Raw genomic sequence first — 24,072 nt, forward strand, 5'->3', positions numbered from 1 at the left:
GCGCGGTCCGCAGCACTAGCCAATTCGCACCCGGCTGGTGTCGATCTGCCGCCCCGTGAGGTCGGCGACGTGGCTGACGATCAGATTCCACTCGGTGCAGGCAGCGGTGTACCAGGCCTGACTGACGATGAGGTCGGCCGCCGACGTCGCGGCCTGCAGCTTGGCGATCACGCCGTCGAGCTCGCCGTCGAAAGCGGTCCAGCTGGTCCGCAGCGAATCAAGCGCGTTCTCGATCATCGCCATATCGCTCAGCACGAGGCCGGTGCTCATGGTGAGCGCGCCCAGCGTTGCGACGATCCTTTGATCGTCGCCGAGCGTCGACTGATCGCCAGCAATTTTCTGCTGATAGCCTGATATCTCCGATTGCATGCTGTTGATCTGGCCCTCGGCGTCGGCGATCGAGGCCACGCCGATACCGGCCAGGATCAGCGACGCGCCGCCGGTCACCGGCGCGAACAGAATACCGAAGATGGTTTCGATGATGCCGCTCGTGCGCGCGGCTTTCGCCTTTGCGATCGCGTCGCGGTCGGTCTGGATTTGCGCATTGAGCAGCTTGATCTGGTTGTTGATCGCGTCGATCTCGCCCTGAATCTTCTCCTCCTGGGCCTGCACCTGCCCGACCGTGGTGCGCATCGCCTGGTCGGCCTGCAGCATCGCCTCCTCGAACGTCTGGAGCTTGCCGAGATAGGCCGCAATCTGTCCGATCATGGCCTGGATCGGCGGCTCAAGCGCCTGCATCGCGGTGATCAGCTCGGCCTTGCCGCCGGCCGAAAAATGTTGCTCGAGCGCGGCAAACAGAGCGCCGATGTTTGGCGCTGCCGCGACGAACGCCTGCCCGGCGGCGGCAATCGTATCGAGGATGTCGGTCTGGAAATAGAGCACACCGCTGCGACGCCAACCGACCACCAGGTTCTCGGCGGCGCCGAGCTCCTGGTCGAGCTGATCGTACCAGGGGGAAGCGACCTCCGCGATCTCGGCCTCGATCACCGCCTGGCAGGACGAGTTGAGCAGCACGATCGCGCCCATGCTCGCGTCGATCTGCGCATTCGTCGCCGCACCGCTGAAAGGCATATCGACTCCCTCTGTTACGCGGCCCTGCCGGGGCTTCCGAACGGAGCAGTCGCGAGCTTCTGCGCGAACTGCGTGGCGACGCCCCATTCGGCCTGCGTCGCCGCGCTGAAAGTGTCGGCCGCGAACGTGCCCAGCGTGACCTTGCCGGCCCGAAGCTCCGCCACTGCATCGCGCATCGCGTCCCCAAGCTCGCGCCAGGCGACGATGAGCTCACGCAGCAGCTTGAGCGCATCGTCGGTCGATCCCAGCACCTGTGCGGCAGCCGCGAGCGCAGGCGCCGCCGCGGCTTTTGCGTCAGGCGATTCGTCCGCCGCGGCGCGCAGCGCAGCATCGCGGGCCTGCATGGTCTCGCCCCATGCCGTGATCGTTGCGAGCCTCGTTTCGAGGCGGGCCACGGTTGCGTGCAACGACTGATCCAGCGAACCGGAGAGTTCGAGCCCGGTTTGAACGAAGGGATCGCCTGCGCCCCGCGCATCCGGATGATCAGCCGCAATCGAGCCGACCTGTGCAGAGATCGCTGAAAACGTCGTGCCGTGGTTGACGACCAGCACCAGAATTTCGCCGGTAACATTAGGCCCAATATCGTCGATCCAGCTCTGCGCCTGCGCCTTGGCGGAATCGAGCGCGCTGTCGAGGTCGTCGAACCAGCCTGGTTTTGGCGACGGCGGGAACAGCGGCGCGTTGAGCAAACCATGGCAGTCGTCAGTAATCGCAGCGAGCGCCTCGAAGGTTGCCTTGCTGGTTGAAATCAGCCGGCCCAAGCCGCCCATATCAGGTTCGTCCGCTGGCTTGCCGTTCGACATGATGAGCTCCTCTCAAACGGAGCGGGCACCGCCGACAACTGGCGGCGCCCGCGAGATGATCAAGCGGCCTTGCCGTCCATCGCCAATTGCTTGGCCGGATATGAAACCGGGGCGTTGGCCAGCCCCTGCGCAAACGACGTCGCATCGGCCCATTCCGAGGCCGCAGCGGTGGTGAAAGCACCCGCCACGATGGTGCTGAGCGCGGCTTCAGCCGATTCGAGCTTTGCCAGCACGCCCTGCAGTTCGCCCTGGAACACGGTCCAGCTGGTGCGGAAGTCGGACAACGCGTTGCTGGCGTCGGTGATGTACGTGATCGCCTGGCTCGAGGCGGAGCCCAGCCCCTGCAGGGCGACCATCTGGCGCTTGTCGTCGTCGAGCTCGTTCTGGTCCTTGGCGATCTCGTCGAACTGCTTGTTGATCTTGCTCTGCATGACGCCCCACGTCACGGCGCCACCGACGACCAGCAAGCCGCCGGTGCCGGCGACAAGGAGGCTGGCGCCGCCGGTTTCAGGCGCGAGCGCGATACCCACCACCAGCAGAAGCAAGCCAATGGCGATGCCGCCGGCGGACGCCGCGATCGCGATGTTCTCGTTATGAATGGTGTCGTTGAGCACCTTGATCGCTTCGTTCATCTTGCTGATGTCGGCGCTCAGATCCGCTTCCGCCTTCTGGATGCTGACCGCGCCCGAAGTCAGGGCGTCGTGCGACGCCTGCATCAGGTCGCCCCAGTTCTTCATCAGCGTCTGCGTGGTGTTGGCATTGGTGACGATGACCTGCACCGACTGCTCCAGCGCGCCGACCAGTTCATGGACCTGCTTGACGTAGGGGTTGTCGGCGCCTTGAGCGTCAGGGTGTGCGTTGACGATCGACTGGATCGTGCCGGTGATGGCCGAATAGGTCGTGCCGTAGTTGATGACCTGCACCGGAACGCCGCCGGTGACGCTGGGTCCGATATTGTCGATCCAGTCCTGCGCGTGCGTCTTGGCGACGTCGAGCTTGCTGTTGAGGTCGTCGAACCAGCTCGGCTTGGGCGACGGCGCCACGAACACCGTATTCAGGATGCCGTGACATGCCTGGGTGATCAATGACAACGTCACGAAGGCCGATTGGGTTTGGGTCTCGAGCGTGGTGGTCGCCGCCATTTTCGGCGCTGCCTTTGCTTTCAGTTTTGCTACTGCCATCATGATCTCTCTCCTGCGCGGTGCTAGGTTGCGATCGGGTTCTGTGGGTCCAGCGTCACCGGCGGCCCGACGGTGGTCTTCGTCGCCGGTATTGCGATTGCGAACTTTCTGATCGCCTGCCAGTTCGCGTTCGCGATCGGGATGGTGAAGATGTCGAAATAGGTCGCCGGATCGGCGCCGGCCTGCAGCGCTTGGATCGCCTGCTGCACCTTGTCGCGCTCGGTGCTCCACATCGTTGCGATCTGCGGCATCACGTCGACGATGCGTCCGAACGACAATTCGAGATTGTAGAGCAGCCGCAGCACGAGCTTGGTGCCGGCGGCTGCCTGCGCCTCCTGGCTCGCGTCGATCTGGAGCTTGGCGATCTGCTGCAAGGTTTCGCCGACCGCGGCGGTCTTGGTGATGATATCGTAATAGAACTTGCCGACGGTGAAGGCGGCGGCGGCCATGCCGAGGAACGAGAAAGATTCGCCGACCCCGGTGGCGACGTTGTAGAGCGTCTTCACCGTGGTCGTGACCACGCTCTGGCCGGTGCTGAGGTCGCCCGCGGTGATGGAATCCTGCAGCGAGCCGACCAGATCCTCCAGCCGCGTGAGCTGTGTGGCGATCTTGACCATCTGCTGCTCTTCGTTGTGCAGCTCGGCCCATCCTGCATTGATGCTGCCCTCCAGCAACGGCTGGATGTTCTTGAAGGCCTGATAGTGGCTTTGCAGCGCAGTCGCCGCGACGTTCGTGGCGTCGATCGACTTGTTGAGCTGGCTGAGCAGAACCTCCTTCAGCAACTTGACCCACTGCTCGCTCGTGGTGGCCTTGGCATCGGCCACGCCGGCGAAGGCGCTGCCATAGTCTGAGAACTGCGTCAGCACCGATCCCCAGATCGAGGGCTTGTCCTCGATCCATTGCGCACCGGCCTGCCCCAACATGCCGACTTGGTTGCGCACCGGCGCCAGCCATTCGGGGTCCTTTGCCAGCACGCCGATGGTCGTGCCGCCCGCGCTGATCGAATAGCTGTCGAGCCGCAGTACTTCGTTAAACGCCTGGGCCAGCAGGCTGTTGGCGACGTTGATCGATGGGCTCAGCATGGTCAGGATATCTTCAGGAATGGATCGAAGGTCATGGGTTTGCCGTCCATGGTCAGCACGCAGGAATATTGCTGGTTGCCCTTGAAGCCCTGGGCTTCGACCCGACCGGACCAATAGGTGCCGTCGGGCGTGGTCACCGCCTGCGGGACGCAGATCTTGTCGTTGATCATCTGGCCGGTGAACTGGGTGATGTTCACGTCGCTGGATGGCGACACCCCGACCACGCTCCAGTTGAGGACCTGACCGTCCTTGACCGCGGTGTAGAGCTCCGCCTGCCCTTCGCTGCCCGAACCCGCGTGTTTGTTGGTGTCGATCATATAGACGTTGTCCTGAAGGTTGCCGGAGGCGAGCGCGCCTTCGACATCCGCCACGATCAACACATCGACTTGACTCAATGCGGCTGCTGCATCTCTTTTATCTGCACTCACGCTGCTGCTCCCTGCGTTAGATGACCTTGATGAATGAGTTGAGTGTCATTGGCCTTCCACCGATCGACAGGGCGATCGTGTAAGAGAAGGACGCGAATTGACCGTGGGATTCGATCCGGCCGGACCACACATCCGGGTTGCCCACTTGCGGAGCCGGCTTGCAGACCGATGTGGAGATCATTTGACCGGAGAAGCCGGTGATCGACACCTGGCCCGTGGCGCTGACGGGAGTGACGCTCCAGTTCACGACCTGGCCGTCCTGCACCACCGTGTTGAGAGTCGGCGTTCCCTCGTTCCACGAGCCGAGATAGCCGTTGTTGTCGACCAGAAAGGAATTATCGACGGCCGATCCGCTGGAGAGCGCGCCCTCGGTATCAACAACGATCAGTGCGTCGACTGTTCCCATCGCTGTCCGATCCAAAAATGCAAGGTGTCGCAAGCGGCTGCGCCGATCGCGCGGCGCGGCAGCACTTAAAGGATTTATTTTGCTAAAATGCTTCTGTAGGTTGTTACAGCCTGAGGTAGTATGCACGCACGGACGCTGAACGCAAGAACGATTCTTGTTCAACACGAAAAGTTGGTCATCGGCTTCGCATGCACACTCGACCTGGAAACGAAAAGAAACACGGCGACAGCAAAAACAAGAGTCGCGCAGCTCCTTCGCACGATTGTCATGCGTCGACCGAGCGATTGCTCTAATCAATTTATAGTTGCTCGCAATATTTTCACACGCTGATTGCGATGCGCGTGCTACGCTCGCCATGAGCCCGATCATGCCAATCGGCTCTTCAACGGCTCTCGTCAGCCTTCATTCAGCAGGAGTTACGTCATGGGATTCTATGGACCGGAACCTTTCGACACCGCAAAAGCCGTTTACGTCTGGACCGGCCTCGGCGCGCCGGGCTTCTTCTCCGTCACCGTCGAAGGACAGGCCCCGAACTACACCTCCGGCATCCAGCTCGTTCGCGACGAGCAGTGGGTCGGCGGTCTGGCCATCAAGGTGATGGGATGGACCGGCCCGCTCGGCCAGGGCACCAAGCCGTACAAGGTCTCGGGCTCATTCCCCGGCTCCTTCCTCAAGGAGATCGTGATCATCGGCAGCAACAAGAACGCGGTCGTCAAGGTCACGGAGATTCCGTTCACCACTGACGAGGAATTTGCCAAGAACGCCGACGCGCTGGTGTGAGCGGCGCCGCGCGACGTCGCGGCCTGAAATGACCGAGACTGCCGGCGACCCGCGACGTTGTCGTGGGGCGCCCGCAGCCTGACGCGCATCACATCCGGGCCGAGCACTGCATTGGGCCGGAACCTGGCTCGATGATGCGCCAAGTTGTCGCTTGCCCTGACGGCAGGCGGTCCCCTACGGTCGCCCCCAAAACCAAGACCTGAGAAGGGGGTAAACACGTGACCAGCAAGAGATTTTCCCGCCGTACGGTATTGTCAAGCGCAGCCGCATTGTCGGCGGCAGCGATCGTCCCGCGCGCGAGCCTTGGAGCCGGCGATTGGCGGCCGGCCGAGACGGTGCGGATCATCGTGCCGGCCGCCGCCGGCGGCTCGACCGACGTGATGGGGCGGCTGCTTGCGGCGCATCTGCAACCGATTTGGGGCCAGTCTGTCATCGTCGAGAACCGCTCCGGGGCCGGCGGCACCATCGGCACCTCGGAGGTCGCGCGCGCCAAGGGCGACGGCCACACCATCCTGATCGGCAATCCCGGGCCGAACGCGATCGCCTTCAGCATCTTCAAGAACCTGACCTACAAGGCCGACCAGCTGCAGCCGGTCACCAACATGATCCGGATCCCGAACATCGTCTCGGCGCATCCGTCGACCGGCATCAAGTCCATTCCCGAGCTGATCGCCTATCTGAAGAAGAATCCCGACCAGCTGACTTATGGCTCGTCCGGCACCGGGCAGAGCCCTCACCTCACCGGCGCCTGGTTCTTGCAGCTCACCGGGCTGAAGATGACGCATGTGCCGTTCCGCGGCGCCGGTCCCGCGCTGCAGGCCGGGCTCGCGGGCGACATCCAGATCCTGTTCGACAATCTCTACCCGTCGCTGCCGCAGGTGCAGGACGGCAAGCTCAACGGCCTCTGCGTCACCACGCCCGAACGCAGCGACTCCGCGCCCAATCTGCCGACCATGCGCGAGGGCGCGCCCGAGCTTGCCAAGTTCGACGTGTCGAGCTGGTTCGGCGTGTTTTTGCCGAAGACCGCGCCTGCCCCCGTGCTCGACGAGCTCAACCGTCAGGTCAAGGCGATGCTGGACCGCGACGACGTCAAAAAGAACATCGCCGGCATGGGCGCGCGCGCCGACTACGGCTCGCCGCAGCAATTCGCCGATTTCGTCGACGCCGAGACCAAGAAGTTCGCCGCCATCATCGAGAAGGAAGGCCTGCAGATGGAGGTGAAGTGACGCGCAGCGTCGTTTGCGGCGCCGTCGATCGGCAGGAGACGATCCAATGAAGAGCAAAAACCCGCGGCTCGCGCCGCGGGTTTGTTAGAGATTGCAAGCCATCAAGGCTGCTAGCCCGTCGTGACGTTGTCGATCGGGCTGATGTCGCCGACGAAGCGCAGCAAGTCGCTCATCAGGAAGGTGCCCGGCGTCTTCGCCGGCAGGGTCGGCTTCCAGTTCGGATCGCTGAGATAGGACTGGCTGTCACCGGCAACCAGGCCGACAAAGACCTCGGCCACGATCCGCGCGCCGAGCGGACCAAGCCGCTGGCCGCCCTTCTTCACCGCCGCTTCCTTCAGGATGTAGTACCAAAGCGGTGTCTTCTTGTCGAAGCCGTGCGCGGCAGCCACCGCGCCGTCGGTGCCGGTCGCGATCTCGGCCGGCGTGAGCGCCGGAATTCCCATCGCCTGCGCGACATCCTGTCCCGACGGCAGGCCGAGATTGACGCCGCGCTGCAGATTGCGGAACGGCAGGCTGCCGCCGCCGCCCGGCAGATCGTGCAGTTGCGGGATCAGGAACGGATCGATCTTGCGCGAATGGTTGAACAGGAAGTTCGGCGTCGGCGCGATCGGCGGGTCGAATTCGTAGAACCGACTCCAGTCGATGATCCAGTCGGTCGGCAGCGTGGCGACATTGGGCGGCACGCCGGGCGAGGCCGGCAGCGTCGCCGCATCCTGGCCGAGAATGATTCCGGAGAGGCCTGAGAAAGCGAACTCCAGCTTCAATGTTGCGGGCGTCCGACCGCCGGGCGTGAACACGCGGTTGTGGCTGTAGGCTTCGCGCACCATGCTGTGGCCGAGCCGGTAGGCCGCCGCCGAGAACTCGACCGGCATGTAGGGCACTTTCTGGAAGCGGTAGAACTTGCGCCCCTCGTGCAGGATCTTCGCCACGATCCCTTGCTCGGTGATGCGCTCGACGAAGTCGTGCAGCACCATCCACTGATAGTGCCAGGTGACCTGCTTGCGCGCCTCGCTGAACAGCTTGTCCGGCGCCGGCGGATTGGCGCCGCCGGCCAGCCGGTCGACCACCTTGTTGTGGAATTTGAGGAATGCGAGGTGGGTCTGCGCCACCAGCAGGTTCTCGTCGTTGCGATGATCGCCGATCAGCGCGCGGCCCTGCGAGTTGCGCGTCAGGTCGTTGGGAAGATCGCCCGCGGCGCGCGGCGTCGCCGCGGTCTTGCCGAGTAACAGCTTCGGACTCGGCTGCGAGACGTTGTTGGGATTGCGCGCGTAGAGCTGCGGACTGCCGTCCGGTCCGAGGCCGTAGACGCTGTCGAGATCGAGCCGCGGCGTGCGGAAATTCGTCGTCGCGTGCGGATCCTCCTGCTTCTCGGCGAGCGAGGTCAGATCGAGCGTGATGTCGTGATCGACGAACTGGCCGAGATAGGTGAAGCCGGACGGGACACTGGGATTGTCGCCGGTGGGATTGTTGGGCTGGGCGTCGCGCATCGCGTCGGCCAGCGCGTGCAACGATGCTTCCGACGGCGCAAAGGCCGGAAGATCGAACATCCGGCCGAACAGGCCCGGATCGGCGTTGTCCTTGAACGGCTTCAGTGCGGCCTTGGTCGGTTGACGCCCTGCTCTGCCATGCTTTGGGTTGATATTCGCAATCTGTGTCATGCACACCTCCGTGGGGGCAAAAAATAATGATCGCGCTGATCACCCGCGGAGTTACGTTCTATTTATCCCACAATCTGTAATTGACCCCACATTCGGCTGCGACATAACGCGACAGGCCACGATAAATCGCGGCCCAAAGAAAAAGCCCCGCGGCCACGCCGTGGGGCTTTCTTCTGTCTCGCTTTAAGACAGGTTCAGTGCGCGAGGATTGCGAGCAGCAGCAGCGCCACGATGTTGGTGATCTTGATCATCGGGTTCACGGCGGGACCCGCCGTGTCCTTGTAGGGATCGCCGACAGTGTCGCCGGTCACTGCGGACTTGTGGGCGTCGGAGCCCTTGCCGCCATAATGACCGTCCTCGATGTACTTCTTGGCGTTGTCCCAGGCGCCGCCGCCCGAGGTCATCGAGATCGCGACGAACAGGCCGGTGACGATGACGCCGAGCAGCATGGCGCCGACCGCGGAGAACGCCGCCGACTTGCCGGCCGCGCCGCCGCCTGCGATCGCGTAGATCAGGAAGTAGACCACGATCGGCGACAGCACCGGCAGCAGCGACGGGATGATCATCTCCTTGATCGCCGCCCGGGTCAGCAGGTCAACCGCCTTGCCGTAGTCCGGCTTGTCGGTGCCCTGCATGATGCCGGGCTTCTCGCGGAACTGACGGCGCACCTCCTCGACGATTGCGCCGGCGGCGCGGCCGACCGCGGTCATGCCCATCGCGCCGAACAGATAGGGCAGCAGACCGCCGAACAGCAGGCCGACCACGACGTACGGATTGTTGAGCGAGAAGTCCGGATTGACGCCCTTGAAATAGGCATGGGCGTTGGAGTCGCTGATGAAGAATTTGAGGTCCTGGTTATAGGCCGCAAACAGCACCAGCGCGCCGAGACCGGCGGAGCCGATCGCGTAGCCCTTGGTCACCGCCTTGGTGGTGTTGCCGACCGCATCGAGCGCGTCGGTCGACTTGCGCACCTCCTTGGGCAGGCCCGCCATCTCGGCGATGCCGCCGGCGTTGTCGGTGACCGGGCCGAAGGCGTCGAGGGCGACGATCATGCCGGCCAGCGCCAGCATGGTGGCGGTCGCGATCGCGATGCCGAACAGGCCGGCCAGGCTGTAGGTGACGAGGATGCCGGCGATGATCACGATTGCGGGCATCGCGGTCGCTTCCATCGAGACCGCGAGGCCCTGGATCACGTTGGTGCCGTGACCGGTGACCGAGGCCGCCGCAATCGACTTCACCGGACGATAGTCGGTGCCGGTGTAGTACTCGGTGATCCAGATGATCAGCCCGGTGACGACGAGGCCGACCACGCCGCACCAGAACAGCGCCATGCCGGTGTAGTCGACGCCGTCGAGCTTGCCGAAGCCGATCAGCCACTGGATCGCGAGCGCGACGCCGACCAGCGACAGCACGCCGGTGGCGATCAGTCCCTTGTACAGCGCGCCCATGATCGACTGGCTGGCGCCGAGCTTGACGAAGAAGGTGCCGATGATCGAGGTGATGATGCAGATGCCGCCGATCGCGAGCGGCAGCGTCATCATGTTCACCAGGATCGGGGTTTTGGCGAAGAAGATCGCGGCCAGCACCATGGTGGCGACCGCGGTCACCGCATAGGTCTCGAACAGGTCGGCCGCCATGCCGGCGCAGTCACCGACATTGTCGCCGACGTTGTCGGCGATGGTGGCCGGGTTGCGCGGATCGTCCTCGGGGATGCCGGCCTCGACCTTCCCGACGAGGTCGCCGCCGACGTCGGCGCCCTTGGTGAAGATGCCGCCGCCGAGACGGGCGAAGATCGAGATCAGCGAGGCGCCGAAGCCGAGCGCCACCATGGCGTCGACCACGGTGCGGCTGCTCGCCTCAAGCCCCATGAACTTGACCAGCACCATGAAGTAGATGGTGACGCCGAGCAGCGCGAGGCCGGCCACCAGCAGGCCGGTGATCGCGCCGGCCTTGAAGGCCAGTTCGAGGCCGCCGGCCAGCGAGGTGGTCGCCGCCTGCGCGGTGCGGACGTTGGCGCGCACCGAGACGTTCATGCCGATGAAGCCGGCCGCGCCCGACAGCACGGCGCCGATCAGGAATCCGATCGCAACCAGCACGCCCAGGAAGTAGGCCAGCAGCAGGAAGATCACGATACCGACCATGCCGATCGTGGTGTATTGGCGGCGCAGATAGGCCTGCGCACCCTCGGCCACGGCCCCCGCAATCTCCTGCATGCGCGGCGTGCCCGCATCCGCGGCCAGGACCGACTGCGTCGCCCAGATCGCGTAGACGATGGAAAGCGCCCCGCAGAGCACGATCACCCATAAAGCTGTCATTGATTGTTGCCTCAGATCCTTGATGTAACCCCCGCGCCTTTTTTGCCGCTCGAGGCGGCGGGCGCTTATTTGCGAGGACCATCCCTGCCCACAAGGGATCGCCTCAAATCGGGCGCGACCTTGCCAAAATCGTCCCCCCTGTGCAACGCCGCACGAGGCCGAAACCGCCGATATCGGCAGCTATTTAGAGGGAAAATCGGAGCCTTCGGGCGGAATTCTAGAAATGGCTGTAGGACAGCCGCTTCAGCGCCAGTTCCCGGCCGTAGGCGTCGAGGAAGCTTGGCGGCGACGTTCCGGCGATCAGCCCGCCGATCGCGGTCACCGCGACCCCGGCCTGCTTCGCCTCCCGCAGGAAGCCGTCCACACGGTCGCCCGGGACCGCGCACAGAATTTCATAGTCGTCGCCGCCGGCAATCAGGGTCTCGATGCCGACCGCCTTGCGCGCCACCAGCGAGGCCGCCGCCGGCGACAGCGGAATGCTCGGCACGTCGATCACGGCCGCCACGCCGGATGCCGCGCAGAGCTTGGTCAGATCCCCGGCGAGACCGTCGGAGACATCCATCGCGGCGCTGGCATGGCCGCGCACCGCACGCGCCAGTGCATTGCGCGGCGTCGGCACCCGGTAGCGGGAGGCCAGCGCGGCCCGGGCCGCCTCGTCATTGCCGAGCGCCACCGCGGCCGGACCGCCGCGCAGCACGTCGAGGCCGAGCGCGGCATCGCCGATCGTGCCGGTGACAAAGATCCGGTCGCCGGCCTGGCCCCCGGCGCGGTGCACCATCCTGCCCGGCGGCACCCGCCCGAACGCGGTGATCGAGATCATCAATGGCCCCGGCGTCGAGACCGTATCACCGCCCAGCAGCGGGCAGCCGTAGTAGGCGGCATCCTCGCCAAGGGCTGCGGCGAAGGGCTTTAGCCAGTCCTCCTCGACGGCGCGCAGCGCCAGCGTCAGCACGAAGCCGGCAGGCGTGGCGCCCTTGGCCGCAAGGTCGGAAAGGTTCACCCGCAACGCCTTGCGCGCCATCGTGTCGGGCGGATCGCCGGCGAGGAAGTGCACGCCCTCGACGATGGCATCCGTCGTGACCACGATGTCCTCGCCACCCGCCTTGAGCGCCGCGGCATCGTCATCGAGATTGAACGCACCCGGCGCGGTCGCCAGCGGCTTGAAATAGCGCGCGATGAGGGAGTCTTCGCCGGAGGGATTGTCCTGACGATCTGCCATATCGCGCGCCTCACCCTCAGCTGTCATCGCCCGGCTTGACCGGGCGATCCAGTACGCCGGGACACCCGTTGTCGATTACGGCCGCCGCGGCGTACGGGATCACCCGCCTTCGCGGGTGATGACAACGGAGTGTGTGGCGTTCAGCCACGCACGAACTCGTCGCTGCGGAACTGGCGCGCGATCTGGTCGAGCACGGCGTTGACCATGCCGGTCTCGTCCTTCTCGACAAAGGCATGCGCGACGTCGACATATTCCGACACCACGACGCGGCCGGGCACGTCCTTGCGGTGCTCGAGCTCATAGGAGCCGGCGCGCAGCACGGCGCGCAAGATGGCGTCGATCCGCTTCAGCGGCCAGCCTTTCGACAGCGCATCGTCGATCAGCGGATCGAGCCGCGCCTGGTCGCGCACCACGCCGGACACCACGTCGCGGAAAAACGCGGCTTCCGCGGGGAGATACTTGTCGCCCTCGACCTCGTTGCCGAGCCAATGGCTCTCGAACTCGGCAAAAATGTCGTTGATGCCGGCGCCGCCGATGTCCATCTGGTACAGCGCCTGCACGGCCGCGAGCCGCGCGGCGCCGCGCCGGTTGGCCTTGCGCTCTAAAGGTTTGCCGGGCTTGTTGCTGTCTGCCATGGTCAGGCCTTCGCCAGGCGGCGCTTGATGCGCAGCATCGCGAGCGCCGCGCGCGCGGCGTCGCCGCCCTTGTTGAGTTCACTGGCCCGCGCCCGCGCCCAGGCCTGCGCCTCGGTGTTGACGGTGAGGATGCCGTTGCCGAGCGGGAACTTGCGGCTCACCGCGAGGTCCATCAGGCCGCGCGAGGATTCCTGCGAGACGATCTCGAAATGGATGGTGTCGCCACGCACCACGCAGCCCAGCGCGATCGCCGCGTCATAGGGCTTGCCGTTCGCTGCCGCCGCATCGATCGCAATCGCGATCGCGGCCGGGATTTCCAGCGCGCCCGGCACCGTGATGATGTCGTGGGTGACGCCGGCCGCCTTCAGCTCGGCGAGCACGCCTTCCAAGAGAGCGTCCTGGATATCGTCATAGAACCGCGCCTCGACGATCAGCGCGCGCGCGCCTGCGATGTCGGTCTGGTCCTTCAGGGGTGCGCGCCGCGCGTCAGCCATTGTTCAATCCGTATGTTCAGCATGTGGACAAACAACGCCTATGTAGTTTGTCAACGCGCACGTTTGTAGTCGCCGCGGCGTGGTATTCCAAGCGCGAATGCGCTGGACATTGTCATTCCGGGCACGCGAAGCGTGAACCAGGAATCTCGAGATTCTCGGTGCGCAATTGCGCACCTGAGGGTTCGATGCTGGCGCATCGCCCCGGAATGACGGCCTCACGACAGCTCCGTGACGGCCTACGCCGTCACTTCATCTCCGACAGCCGCGCCGCGTAGCGGGCCATCAGATCGACCTCGATATTGACCTCGCCGCCGGCCTTCCAGCCGCTCAAGGTCGTGACCTGCAGTGTATGCGGGATGATCAGCACCGAGAAGGTCACGTCGTCGACCGTGTTCACGGTCAGCGACACGCCGTCCAGCGTCACCGACCCCTTTGCCGCGATGAAACGCGCCAGTTCGCGGCTGGTTTTGAGCTCAAACCGCGCCATGTCGGGCAGATCATCGCGCTTGACGATGGTGGCGATGCCGTCGGCGTGGCCGGCCACGATATGGCCGCCGAGCTCGTCGCCGATCTTGAGCGCGCGCTCGAGGTTGAGCCTGCCGCCCTCGCCCCAGTGCTTGGCCGTGGTCATGCCCAGCGTCTCGGCCGCGGCATCGACATCGAACCAGGTCTTGCCGCCTGATATGCCGGAGGCAACCACGGTGAGGCAGACGCCGTTGCAGGCGATCGAGGCGCCGTCGGCAATCGTGGACTGGTCGTAGCCGCAGGCGATCCGTATCCGGTGCAGCTGCCCCTGCGCCACCGGCTTCAGGCTGATGATCTCACCGACATCGGTGACAATTCCGGTAAACATTAGGTCCGCTCGTAGATCGAAAGACTGTCCTTGCCGAGCATCTCGCTAGCATGAAGGCGGAAGGCCGGCGACTGCGTGATTGCGGCCAGCGGCAATGCGTCCAGCGCGGGAACGCCGCCGGCCCCGACCGCCTCGGGCCCGCGTAGCAGCCAGGCTTCGTCGATGAGGCCTGCGGCTACGAAGGACGCCGCGACCCGCGCCCCGCCCTCGACCATCAGGCGCGTGATGCCGCGCTCCGCCAGCGCGTGCAGCACGGCGGGCAGATCGAGCCCTGGCCCCGACGCAGCCGCGGTGACGCGGATCACCTGCGCGCCGGCAGCGCCAAGTTTCACCGCCGCGGGCGCCTCGGCCATGTCTGATGTCAGCACCCAGAGCGGCGTCTCGCGCGCGGAATGCACCAGACGGCTGCTGCCGGGGGTTCGCAGCGCACGGTCCAGCACCACCCGCACCGGCGAACGATCAGCCATGCCCGGCAGCCGGCAGGTCAAAAGCGGATCGTCGGCGAGCACGGTGCCGATGCCGACCAGGATGGCATCGCTCTGCGCGCGCAGCAGGTGCACGCGGGTCCGCGCGACGTCGCCGGTGATCGCGACCGGCCGATAGCCGGCGGCGGCGATCCTGTCGTCGGACGACACCGCGAGCTTCAGCATCACATGCGGCCGCTTGTCTCTGACGCGGCGGAAATGCCCGGCATGGTCGCGCGCGGCCTCCGCCGCGCACAGCCCGATATCGACCGCGATGCCGGCGGCGCGCAGCTTGGCGTGGCCCTTCCCGGCAACCTCGGGATTGGGATCCTCGATCGCCGAGACCACGCGGGCGAGACCGGCCGCGACCACCGCATCGGCGCAGGGCGGCGAGCGGCCGAAATGCGAGCAGGGTTCGAGCGTGACGTAGAGCGTGGCGCCGCGCGCCGCGTCACCTGCGCGCCTCAGCGCCTCGACCTCGGCATGTGGCCGTCCGCCAGCTTGCGTCCAGCCGCGGCCGACGATCACCCCGTCCTTGACGATGACGGCGCCGACCGCCGGATTGGGCCAGGTGCGCCCCTGCCCGCGCCGGCCGAGCGCGAGCGCAAGCTGCATGAAGCGCAGGTCCGCGGCCTTGGCCTCCTTGGACTTCTGCGCGAGCTGGTCTTCCAGGATCCGGAAGATCATTTTCGCAACGTCGCGACCCGCGGGTCTTCTTCGCCGGTCAGTTCGTCGAGCACGGCTTCAAAGTCCTTGGCCTCGCGGAAATTACGGTAGACGGACGCGAAGCGCACATAGGCGACGTCGTCGAGCTGGCGCAGATGCTCCATCACGATCTCGCCGATCGCCTCCGACGAGACTTCCGCCTCGCCGCCGCTTTCGAGCTCGCGCACGATGGTGGATACCATCTTCTCCAGCCGCTCGGAATCCACCGGGCGCTTGCGCAGCGAGATCTGCAGCGAGCGCACCAGCTTGTCGCGGTCGAACGGCACGCGGCGGCCGTTGCGCTTGATCACGGTGAGCTCGCGCAGCTGCACCCGCTCGAAGGTCGTGAAGCGGAAGTTGCAGGTGATGCAGACCCGCCGCCGGCGGATCACGGCAGAGTCCTCGGTCGGACGCGAGTCCTTGACCTGCGTATCGAGAGAATTGCAGCTCGGACAGCGCATCCAACCCAGCCTTTATTTGCGCACGATCTGTTCGGAAAACCGGTGCCGACTTTTCCGGATCATGCGGCCCTACTGATAGATCGGGAAACGATCGGTCAGCGCCTTGACGCGCTCCTTGATCGCGGCCTCGACCAGCGGCGCCTTGCCGTCCGGCGACTGCGCCAGCGCGTTCAAGACCTCGGCGATCATGCCGCCGACCTGCTTGAACTCGGCGACGCCGAAGCCGCGCGTGGTCGCCGCCGGCGTGCCGAGCCGCAGACCCGAAGTGACGAACGGCTTCTCGGGGTCGAACGGGATGCCGTTCTTGTTGCAGGTGATGGCGGCACGCACCAGCGCCTTCTCGGAGATGTTGCCCTTTAGCCCCTTCGGCCTGAGGTCGACCAGCATCAGATGGTTGTCGGTGCCGCCCGAGACGATGTCGAGGCCGTGGCCGCGCAGCGTCTCGGCCAGCGCCTTGGCGTTCTCGACCACGTTCTTCGCATAAACCTTGAAGTCCGGCCGCAGCGCCTCGCCGAACGCCACCGCCTTGGCCGCGATCACATGCATCAGGGGACCGCCCTGCAGGCCGGGGAAGATCGCCGAGTTCAGCTTCTTGGCCAGCGCATCGTCATTGGTGAGGATGAGGCCGCCGCGCGGGCCGCGCAGCGATTTGTGCGTCGTGGTGGTGGTGACGTGGGCGTACGGCACCGGCGAGGCATGCACGCCGCCGGCAACGAGGCCGGCGAAATGCGCCATGTCGACCAGCAGGTAGGCGCCGACCGAGTCGGCGATCTCGCGAAAACGCTTGAAGTCCCAGGCGCGCGAATAGGCCGAGCCGCCGGCGATGATCAGCTTCGGCTTGACCTGCTCGGCCTGCTTGGCGACCTCGTCCATGTCGATCAGCTGGTCGTCGCGGCGCACGGTGTAGTGCGCGGCCTTGAACCATTTGCCGGACATGTTGACCGGCGAGCCGTGGGTGAGATGGCCGCCGGCGGCGAGGTCGAGGCCCATAAAGGTGTCGCCGGGCTGCAGCAGCGCCAGAAACACCGCCTGGTTCATCTGGCTGCCGGAGTTCGGCTGCACATTGGCAAAGCCGGCGCCGAACAGCTTCTTCGCGCGCTCGATCGCCAGCGTCTCGGCGACGTCGACCCATTCGCAGCCGCCGTAATAGCGCGCGCCCGGATAGCCCTCGGCATACTTGTTGGTCATCACCGAGCCCTGCGCTTCCAGCACCGCGCGGCTGACGATGTTTTCCGAGGCGATCAGCTCGATCTCATGGCTCTGCCGGCCGAGTTCGCCCTTGATCGCGGCGGCGATTTCGGGGTCGGCCTCGGCAAGGCCGGCCGAGAAGAAGGAATCGGGCGCGGAAGCGGTCTTGGTCGAAGAGGTCATCGGCGAAATATCTCCACCGCCGCAAGCCCTTAAGTGAGGGTGCGGACGGTCACGAGTGGCGGTCGAAGCTGACCCGGGAGGGTTATCACATTGGCCCACAATGGCCAAGCGGTTGCGGTCCCCCGCTGCCAATTATGCCAGATATGGTGGGGATGGCGGGGATTGCGAGGGCGGCGGCCCCCTCCTCGTCTAGCCCCAGGCGAGGGATCGGGGGCCGCCGGCGGCCACCCCGGTGACGTCGCGCCGATGCAGCACGGCAGTTCCGGCGAGCCGCTGTTCCGACCTCGCGGGAAAGCTCAGCTCCCCGGCCCCGGAATGAGACAGCGCCATTGCGGGGTCATCGTTCCGTCGATGTCGTAGGACGGCCACCACCAAACCATGGCAGCGCCGCTGAGATTGGGCTGCTGGATCACCAACGTATCAGGCACCATGAACCAGGTCCCCGGCTCGTCGGGCCGCTGTGGATTCTTCAACTGGACCTTGTAGCCGGCCTTCCCCATGTCCCACTCGGCCCGCGCACGCTCGCCGTCGCCGCCGTCGCAACAGGGTGCGCCGGCCTTGTTCTTCAGGCTCTTGAACCACGCGTTGAGCTCCGGCTTGTGCGGGTCGTGAGCCGACGCCGGACCGGTCGCGGCCAGCGCGATTGCGGCCCCGAGCAGCGCAGCAGATCGATCGCGACAGATGCGCGCACCGCCCTCGCGGCCAACGGTGCGCTGCGCACCCACAACCCGGCCCTGCGCGGGGAATTCCATGACGTCAGGCTCCCAATGATGGCGGGTTCGATTCCGATGCATTGTGCCAAGGCGGGAGCGACGCGCTTAACCTCCGGCTTACATTTTTCTCACCGGCGCCTTATCATGCAGCGTCACGCATCGGTACGGCCGGATCGGAAGCGCCCGAGGGGAGCGCGCCGCTTGCAATACAATTTCGATGGCTACGCGTTCGACACCGGGACCCGCGAATTGCGTCGCGGCGCAGAGCTGATTTCGATCGCCCCGCAAGTGTTCGATTTGCTCGAATACCTGATCCGCAACCGGGACCGGGTGGTCACGAAGGACGAGTTGATCGACGCGATCTGGAACGGCCGCGCCGTGTCCGACGCGGCTGTTACCACCAGGTTGAACGTCGCGCGGAGCGCGATCGGCGATTCCGGCAATGAGCAGGGGCTGATCAGGACCTTGCCGCGAAGAGGCTTTCGCTTCGTTGCGGCGGTGAATGAAGTCGAACAGCACGCCGCTGCCGACGAAATGGCAGCCTCCTCGCGCGCGCTCGCTGACGAGCCCGCGACGATCGACAGCGAATCGGACCAGGACGTCGCTGCGGGGGCGGCGCGAGCCGACGGCAAACCCGCGCCGCGCCTATCCATCCTGGTGCTGCCGCTGACCAGCATTGGCGGCGGTCCCGAGCAGGCCGCGTTTGCGGCCGGCGTCACCGAGAACCTGATCACGGATTTGTCGCGCACGGGCTTGACGTTCATCGTGGCACGTCGCAAGCCGCATTCGCACACCGGCGAGGCCATCGACATCAGGCAGGCTGGCCGTGATGCGAACGCCCGCTACGTGCTCGAAGGTTCGCTTCAGCGCAGCGGAGACCGGCTCCGCGTGAATGTGCAGCTGACCTATGTTGAGACCGGAAGACACGTGTGGGCCGATCGCTTTGAGAAGCAAGTCGTTGATCCCTTCGACCTGCAGGACGAGATCGCTTGGCGGCTCGCCCCTCTCGTCGCCACCCAGGTTGTCCTCAATGAAGCACGGCGCGCCGAGCGCCTGATGTTTCCTGGCCCCGGCGACCTGATCGTACAGGGCATGGCCAGCCTGTGTGACGGGCTGACCCCGCGGTCCGCGGTGGTGGCGCGAGGCTTCTTCGAACGCGCGCTCGCGATCGACAATCGTTACACGGTCGCGCTGGCCGGTCTGGCCAACGTCGACGTCAATGCGTGCTTCTCTCTCCTGACTGATGACACGGCCGCGACCTTGTCGCGGGCGGAGGCAAACGTCGTCAAGGCGCTGTCCTTGACACCGAACAACGCGCACGCTCACTTCGTGCTGGGCGGCGTCTATGCGTTAACGCACCGGGTCGACCAGGCCATTGCCGCCTACGAAACAGCCATCGCGCTCGATCACAGCAGGACGTCGGCCCTTGGCTGTATCGGCTTCGCCAAGTGTTTCATCGGCCGGACGGCCGAGGCCGAAGCCCACATCCTGGAGGCACTTCGTCTCTGCCCGCATCATGTCGACGCGTACTACATGAAGTACTTCATGGGCGAAGCGCTGATCTATCTGGCCGAGGATGCCAGGGCCGCCGATTGGCTGCGACGAAGCATCGAGACCAATCGCAACCTGCCGCGAGCCCACTTTGCGCTGGCGGCGGCGCTCGGCCTGCTCGGGATCGAGGACGAAGCAACACGCGCTGCGCAGGAAGGCCTTTCGATCAACCCGGGCTTCACGATCCGGCGCTTGCAAGCCAGCAACTTCAGCAACAATCCGGTCTATCTCACCGGGCTCGACCGGTTGATTACCGGATTGCGTCTGGCCGGCGTGCCTGAGGGCTGAGTCGCTCCAGCAAGAAGCTGCGCGTGATTTGAATCATTCAAGACTGGATCGATTCAAAACTCTCACGCGATGCGTGCGACAATGCCGCGCACGCAAGCGGCATTTCGTTGTTGCTCGGTCACACTCGCGAGCTTTGCGCGCAGCTTGAAGAGGTTCTAAGCGCGCGGCGCCGGTTTCCAGAAATCACCGTGCTAACGACTCGCTCAATATTTTTCGTGGAGCGTGGAATAAATGTCGTGCAGGTGGATGGGGCCGAAGCGGTTTGCCGTTTCGGCGACGGTAACTCTTTGCGTAATCAGTGCCGACGAGGTGTTCGCCCAATCGCAACTGCCACCCGTCACGGTCGAGGCGCCGAGCCGGCAATCGGCGCGACCGGCGCAATCGTCGCAACGGGCCGCGCGCGCCGGGAGTGCTTCGCGCCGCGCCGCCACCCCGCGGCAAACCCAGACCCAGACCGCCGCGCAGCCGCCGGCCGCGAGCCCCGGCGGCCGCGGCGCGCGCGAGACCGCGACCGGTCCGGTGAACGGCTATCTGGCGCGCGTCAGCGCCAGCGGCACCAAGACCAGCACGCCGATCATCCAGACCCCGCAATCGATCACCGTGATCGGCGCCGAGCAGATCCGCGACCAGAAGATCGTCAGCAAGTTCGACGAGGTGCTGCGCTACACGCCAGGCGTGATCGGCGGCACCTATGGCAGCGATTTCCGCAACGACTGGTTCTTGATCCGCGGCTTCCCGGCGCAGAACGAGTCGCTGTTCCTAGACGGCCTGCAGCTGTTCTACACCTCCTATGCGAGCTGGAAGCTGCAGCCGTTCAACCTCGAGCGCGTCGAGGTGCTGCGCGGTCCGTCCGGCATCCTGTACGGCGGCTCGGCGCCCGGCGGTCTCGTCAACGCGGTGAGCAAGCTGCCGCAGGCCGAGCCGGTGCGCTACATCGAGGCCGGCGTCAACAATTTCGGCAATGCCTATACCGCGTTCGACATCGGCGGCGCGGTCCCGCAGCCCGGCAACGCGCAACTGCTGTACCGGTTCGTCGGCCAGGTGCAGGGCGGCGGCACCCAGACCGACTACACCTATGACAACAACTTCTTCTTCGCCCCATCAGTGACCTGGCGGCCGGACGCCGACACCAAGCTCACCGTCTACGCCACGGCGGCGCACAACAACACGCGGGCGGAGAACTTCCTGCCCTATGTCGGCACCGTCACCAACGCGCCGTTCGGCCGGATTCCGACCAGCCTCTTCATCGGCGACCCCAGCGCCGACCAGTTCCGCCGCGAGCAGGAGACGCTCGGCTATCAGTTCGAGAAGAACATCACCGATAATCTCGACTTCCGCCAGAACGCGCGCTTCGGCCATGTCGACGTCTACTACACCGGCCTCTATGGCCTCGGCTGGGCCACGACGCCGGCGGCGGGCGATATCGCACGCGGCAATTTCTATGCCCGCGGCGTCGCCAACCAGTTCAACCTCGACAACCAGCTGGAGTACCGCTTCAACACCGGGCCATTGCAGCACACCGCGCTGTTCGGCGTCGATCTCAAGCATTACGCCATCGACGACCGGCAGGGATTTGGCATGGGCACCAATCTCAACGTTTTCAACCCGGTCTACGGCGTCAACGCGCCGTTCAGCGGCGCGCTGTATCAGAACGCCTATCTCACCCAGGGCATGGCCGCGGTCTATCTGCAGGATCAGGTCAAGCTCGACCGCCTGACGGTGGTACTGTCCGGCCGCCAGGACTTCGTCGATCTCGTCAACCAGAACCGGATCGGCGCCGACCAGAGCCGCGAGGACCGCAAATTCTCCGGCCGCGTCGGCGCGATTTACAATTTCGACTTCGGCGTTGCGCCCTACGTCTCCTACATGACCGGCTACAATCCGATCATCGGCCTCAATGCGGCCGGCCAGCTACAATTGCCGGAGACGTCGGAGCAGACCGAGGTCGGCATCAAGTACGAGCCGATCGGGCTCAATGCCCGCTTCAGCGTCGCCTATTTCGACCTCAAGCGAAAGAACGCACTGACCACCGATCCGAACAACCCGCTGTTCCAGGTCCAGAACGGCGAAGTCACCTCGCGCGGCATCGAGCTCGAGGCGGTCGCCAACATCACCCGGGACTTCAAGCTGGTCGCGAGCTACACCAACTACGATTTGTTCGTCAGCCAGGACCTCAACCCCGCGCTGATCGGCACCGTGCCGACCAATACGCCCCGCGAGTTCGCCTCGGTCTGGACCGACTACACGTTCAGCGAGGGCCCGCTGCGCGGCTTCGGGCTCGGCGGCGGCGTGCGCTATGTCGGCTCGTCCTTTGCGGATCAGGCCAATACCGCGCTGGTCCCCTCCTTCGTGCTCGGCGACCTCGCTCTGCACTACGAATGGGACAATCACTGGCGCGCCGCGCTCAACGTCGTCAACGTCACCGACAAGATCTACGTCGCGAGCTGCGCGGTAATCAGCTCCTGCTACTACGGCGACCGCCGTCGCATCACGGCGAGCCTCGCCTACAAATGGTGAGCTAAGCTCGCCTTGTAGCCTCCGGTCCCCTGCGATGGGAACGCGGAACGTGGCCATCGGTCACGTTCAGACTTCGCGTTCCCCGTAGGGCCTCTGCTCAAGCAAGTTGCCTCGGCGGCGCTCGGCAGCGCATATTTCGCCGGGCGCGGAATGCCGATGCCTGGAGACCCGAGGCGACGGCTGAGTGGAACGACCTGGAGCAGTTCATGGCGAAACATCGGATCTATACGACGAGCTTCGCGAGCGTCTATCCGCTCTATGTGGCAAAGGCCGAGAAGAAGGGGCGCACAAAGGCGGAGGTCGATCAGGTGATCGCCTGGCTGACCGGCTACGGTCCGAAGGAATTGAAGACGCAGCTGGACCAGAAAACCGATTTCGAGACCTTCTTCGCAAAAGCCCCTGGCCTCAATCCGTCGCGCGCCCTGATCAAGGGCGTGGTCTGCGGCGTCAAGGTGGAGGAGATCGAGGAGCCGACGATGCGCGAAATTCGCTACCTCGACAAACTGATCGACGAGCTGGCGCGCGGCAAGGCCATGGACAAGATTCTGCGGAAGGGGTGATGCCCACGCGCTACGCGGTGGGCTTGAGCGGCGCCAGCGACATCGGCTGCCGCGCGCCATACATCAACGTTCGCCACAACCATTCGATCGGACCGTATCGGTAGCGGCGCAGCCACCATGCGCTGAACATCACCTGGGCGGCATACACGGCGAGACCGATCGCCAGCGCTGCGGCGGCGCCGAGGCGGCCGAACAGGCCGAGGCCGTAACCGTAGAAAATCCAGCCGAAGATCACGGATTGGGCGAGGTAGTTGGTGAAGGCCATGCGGCCCAGCGGCGCGGCCCATCCGAGCCACGCCTTTCCACGCGCCGTGTTGGCGGCCGCGATGATGGTTGCGCCGTAGCCGAGCGCAAGCACGATTGTGCCAAGGGGCGTTGCGAGCCTGCTGCTGCCGGCAGCGGCCAGAATGTCGCCTGCGCCATCAAGCACGAGCAGCGCGCCGAGGCCGACGCAGACAGCCCCGGTCGAGACCAGCAGCCGCTGATGCGGCTTGCGCAGGACGCCGCTGCGCCAGGCGAACGCGCCGAGCAGAAACAGCCCGATCGTACGCGGGAACATGTAGACGTGCAGCGGGATGATCAGGGGGATCTCACGAAGCCGGAATTTCAGGACCTCGCCGAAACCGCCCGTTGCATAAATCCGGTTCGCCTGCTGCACATCGAGTCCGATCGAACCGTGGCTGGGGAATAGTCCAGGCGGCGGCCATAGCTGCATCGCGAGATAGACGCCGAGAAACGTCAGCGCGCCGCCTGCCACGAGCCAGCGCGGACCGAACAGAAACGGCAGGACGATCAGTCCCGCGAGCGCGTATTCAGTGAGAATGTCGCCGTTCCAGATCAGGCACAGATGCAGCAACCCGAACACCAGCAGCACGATCAGCCGGCGAAACAGCAGACGCGCGCGGCGCGGGTTCGCCACGAGATGCTCGAATTGAATGGCAAGCCCGGCGCCGAACAACAGCGAGAACAGTGCAAACGCCTTCAAATCGACGGCCCGCATCAGGATGGCCACAACGGCGCGGTCGAGTGGATTCCCTGCGTGCTGCTGCCACGCAGGCAGAAACTGCTCGAAGATCGACACCCGGAATTCCATGACGAGATTGATGGCGAGCACGCCAAGCAGCGCGACGCCGCGGAGCACGTCGATGCTGTCGATGCGGTCCGATGGCCTCACCGGGCCGGGTGGTCGGACGCAGGTTGGTGCGCTCATGATCAAACCATCTCGGCCGCCGGCGCCGAGGACTTTCCAATTGCCGGTGGCGGTCGGCTTGGGCAGGGTAACCAGTGATTG

22 protein-coding genes are annotated in these 24,072 nt (G+C 65.1%); 5 read left to right on the top strand and 17 right to left on the bottom strand.

Going from position 1 to position 24,072, the window contains the following annotated elements; translation table 11 throughout:
* Positions 1-15: 15 nt before the first annotated feature.
* The 6 genes from XH93_RS23495 to XH93_RS23520 are packed head-to-tail and all read right to left on the bottom strand — an operon-like array spanning position 16 to position 4,971.
* A complete protein-coding gene (locus XH93_RS23495) occupies positions 16-1,071 on the bottom strand; it encodes a non-hemolytic enterotoxin lytic component L1 (RefSeq protein ID WP_194469320.1) in 1,056 nt (351 codons plus the stop codon).
* A 14-nt stretch (positions 1,072-1,085) separates the two neighbouring features.
* Positions 1,086-1,874: a hypothetical protein gene (locus XH93_RS23500; protein WP_194469321.1), complete on the bottom strand. Its 789-nt coding sequence runs from the start codon at positions 1,872-1,874 to the stop codon at positions 1,086-1,088.
* Positions 1,875-1,933: 59 nt separating this feature from the next.
* Positions 1,934-3,055 (bottom strand): HBL/NHE enterotoxin family protein, encoded by a 1,122-nt coding sequence (locus XH93_RS23505; protein WP_210340395.1) that lies wholly within the window; start codon positions 3,053-3,055, stop codon positions 1,934-1,936.
* 23 nt (positions 3,056-3,078) lie between these two features.
* Entirely contained in the window at positions 3,079-4,137 is a 1,059-nt protein-coding gene (locus XH93_RS23510; protein WP_194469323.1) for a hypothetical protein, read from the bottom strand.
* Between the two features lie 2 nt (positions 4,138-4,139).
* Positions 4,140-4,532 (bottom strand): hypothetical protein, encoded by a 393-nt coding sequence (locus XH93_RS23515; RefSeq protein ID WP_139483167.1) that lies wholly within the window; start codon positions 4,530-4,532, stop codon positions 4,140-4,142.
* A gap of 49 nt (positions 4,533-4,581) precedes the next feature.
* On the bottom strand, positions 4,582-4,971 hold the full coding sequence (locus XH93_RS23520) for a hypothetical protein (RefSeq protein ID WP_139483166.1): 390 nt from the start codon (positions 4,969-4,971) through the stop codon (positions 4,582-4,584).
* Positions 4,972-5,394: 423 nt separating this feature from the next.
* Here XH93_RS23520 and XH93_RS23525 point away from each other — a divergent pair, with 423 nt between their 5' ends.
* Both XH93_RS23525 and XH93_RS23530 read left to right on the top strand, forming a co-directional pair.
* Entirely contained in the window at positions 5,395-5,751 is a 357-nt protein-coding gene (locus XH93_RS23525) for a hypothetical protein (protein ID WP_139483165.1), read from the top strand.
* Positions 5,752-5,969: 218 nt separating this feature from the next.
* On the top strand, positions 5,970-6,977 hold the full coding sequence (locus XH93_RS23530; RefSeq protein WP_194469324.1) for a tripartite tricarboxylate transporter substrate binding protein: 1,008 nt from the start codon (positions 5,970-5,972) through the stop codon (positions 6,975-6,977).
* A 110-nt stretch (positions 6,978-7,087) separates the two neighbouring features.
* Here the strand turns inward: XH93_RS23530 and XH93_RS23535 are convergent, their stop codons facing one another.
* The 10 genes from XH93_RS23535 to XH93_RS23580 form a co-directional block, all read right to left on the bottom strand.
* The gene (locus tag XH93_RS23535) at positions 7,088-8,635 is read right to left on the bottom strand and encodes a heme peroxidase family protein (RefSeq protein ID WP_194469325.1); all 1,548 of its coding nucleotides are present in this window, start codon (positions 8,633-8,635) and stop codon (positions 7,088-7,090) included.
* Between the two features lie 194 nt (positions 8,636-8,829).
* Positions 8,830-10,950, bottom strand: a complete 2,121-nt coding sequence (locus XH93_RS23540; RefSeq protein ID WP_139483161.1) for a sodium-translocating pyrophosphatase — start codon at positions 10,948-10,950, stop codon at positions 8,830-8,832.
* A 217-nt stretch (positions 10,951-11,167) separates the two neighbouring features.
* On the bottom strand, positions 11,168-12,169 hold the full coding sequence (gene thiL / locus XH93_RS23545; RefSeq protein WP_194469326.1) for a thiamine-phosphate kinase: 1,002 nt from the start codon (positions 12,167-12,169) through the stop codon (positions 11,168-11,170).
* 140 nt (positions 12,170-12,309) lie between these two features.
* Entirely contained in the window at positions 12,310-12,804 is a 495-nt protein-coding gene (gene nusB / locus XH93_RS23550; protein ID WP_139483159.1) for a transcription antitermination factor NusB, read from the bottom strand.
* 2 nt (positions 12,805-12,806) lie between these two features.
* The gene (gene ribH / locus XH93_RS23555) at positions 12,807-13,298 is read right to left on the bottom strand and encodes a 6,7-dimethyl-8-ribityllumazine synthase (RefSeq protein WP_194469327.1); all 492 of its coding nucleotides are present in this window, start codon (positions 13,296-13,298) and stop codon (positions 12,807-12,809) included.
* A gap of 244 nt (positions 13,299-13,542) precedes the next feature.
* Complete coding sequence (locus XH93_RS23560) at positions 13,543-14,151, bottom strand: riboflavin synthase (protein WP_194469328.1); 609 nt, start codon at positions 14,149-14,151, stop codon at positions 13,543-13,545.
* Complete coding sequence (gene ribD / locus XH93_RS23565; protein ID WP_194469329.1) at positions 14,151-15,302, bottom strand: bifunctional diaminohydroxyphosphoribosylaminopyrimidine deaminase/5-amino-6-(5-phosphoribosylamino)uracil reductase RibD; 1,152 nt, start codon at positions 15,300-15,302, stop codon at positions 14,151-14,153. Before ribD ends, XH93_RS23560 begins: the two co-directional genes overlap by 1 nt.
* Positions 15,299-15,781: a transcriptional regulator NrdR gene (gene nrdR / locus XH93_RS23570; protein WP_139483155.1), complete on the bottom strand. Its 483-nt coding sequence runs from the start codon at positions 15,779-15,781 to the stop codon at positions 15,299-15,301. Before nrdR ends, ribD begins: the two co-directional genes overlap by 4 nt.
* 69 nt (positions 15,782-15,850) lie before the next feature.
* Positions 15,851-17,152 (bottom strand): serine hydroxymethyltransferase, encoded by a 1,302-nt coding sequence (gene glyA, locus XH93_RS23575; protein WP_194469330.1) that lies wholly within the window; start codon positions 17,150-17,152, stop codon positions 15,851-15,853.
* A gap of 296 nt (positions 17,153-17,448) precedes the next feature.
* Positions 17,449-17,904: a hypothetical protein gene (locus XH93_RS23580; protein ID WP_194469331.1), complete on the bottom strand. Its 456-nt coding sequence runs from the start codon at positions 17,902-17,904 to the stop codon at positions 17,449-17,451.
* 162 nt (positions 17,905-18,066) lie between these two features.
* Between XH93_RS23580 and XH93_RS23585 the strand changes: the two genes are divergently transcribed.
* From XH93_RS23585 to XH93_RS23595, 3 genes are all read left to right on the top strand, one after another.
* Positions 18,067-19,704, top strand: a complete 1,638-nt coding sequence (locus XH93_RS23585) for a winged helix-turn-helix domain-containing tetratricopeptide repeat protein (protein WP_194469332.1) — start codon at positions 18,067-18,069, stop codon at positions 19,702-19,704.
* A gap of 231 nt (positions 19,705-19,935) precedes the next feature.
* Positions 19,936-22,221 (top strand): TonB-dependent siderophore receptor, encoded by a 2,286-nt coding sequence (locus XH93_RS23590; RefSeq protein ID WP_194469333.1) that lies wholly within the window; start codon positions 19,936-19,938, stop codon positions 22,219-22,221.
* A 206-nt stretch (positions 22,222-22,427) separates the two neighbouring features.
* Positions 22,428-22,781 carry a DUF2200 domain-containing protein gene (locus XH93_RS23595; protein WP_194469334.1) on the top strand — a complete coding sequence of 118 codons (354 nt, stop codon included), beginning with the start codon at positions 22,428-22,430 and terminating at the stop codon, positions 22,779-22,781.
* Positions 22,782-22,791: 10 nt separating this feature from the next.
* Here XH93_RS23595 and XH93_RS23600 read toward each other — a convergent pair whose 3' ends face one another.
* Positions 22,792-23,991: a DUF418 domain-containing protein gene (locus tag XH93_RS23600; RefSeq protein WP_194469335.1), complete on the bottom strand. Its 1,200-nt coding sequence runs from the start codon at positions 23,989-23,991 to the stop codon at positions 22,792-22,794.
* Positions 23,992-24,072 lie beyond the last annotated feature (81 nt).

The organism is Bradyrhizobium sp. CCBAU 51753, assembly GCF_015291565.1.
GTDB lineage: Bacteria > Pseudomonadota > Alphaproteobacteria > Rhizobiales > Xanthobacteraceae > Bradyrhizobium > Bradyrhizobium ivorense.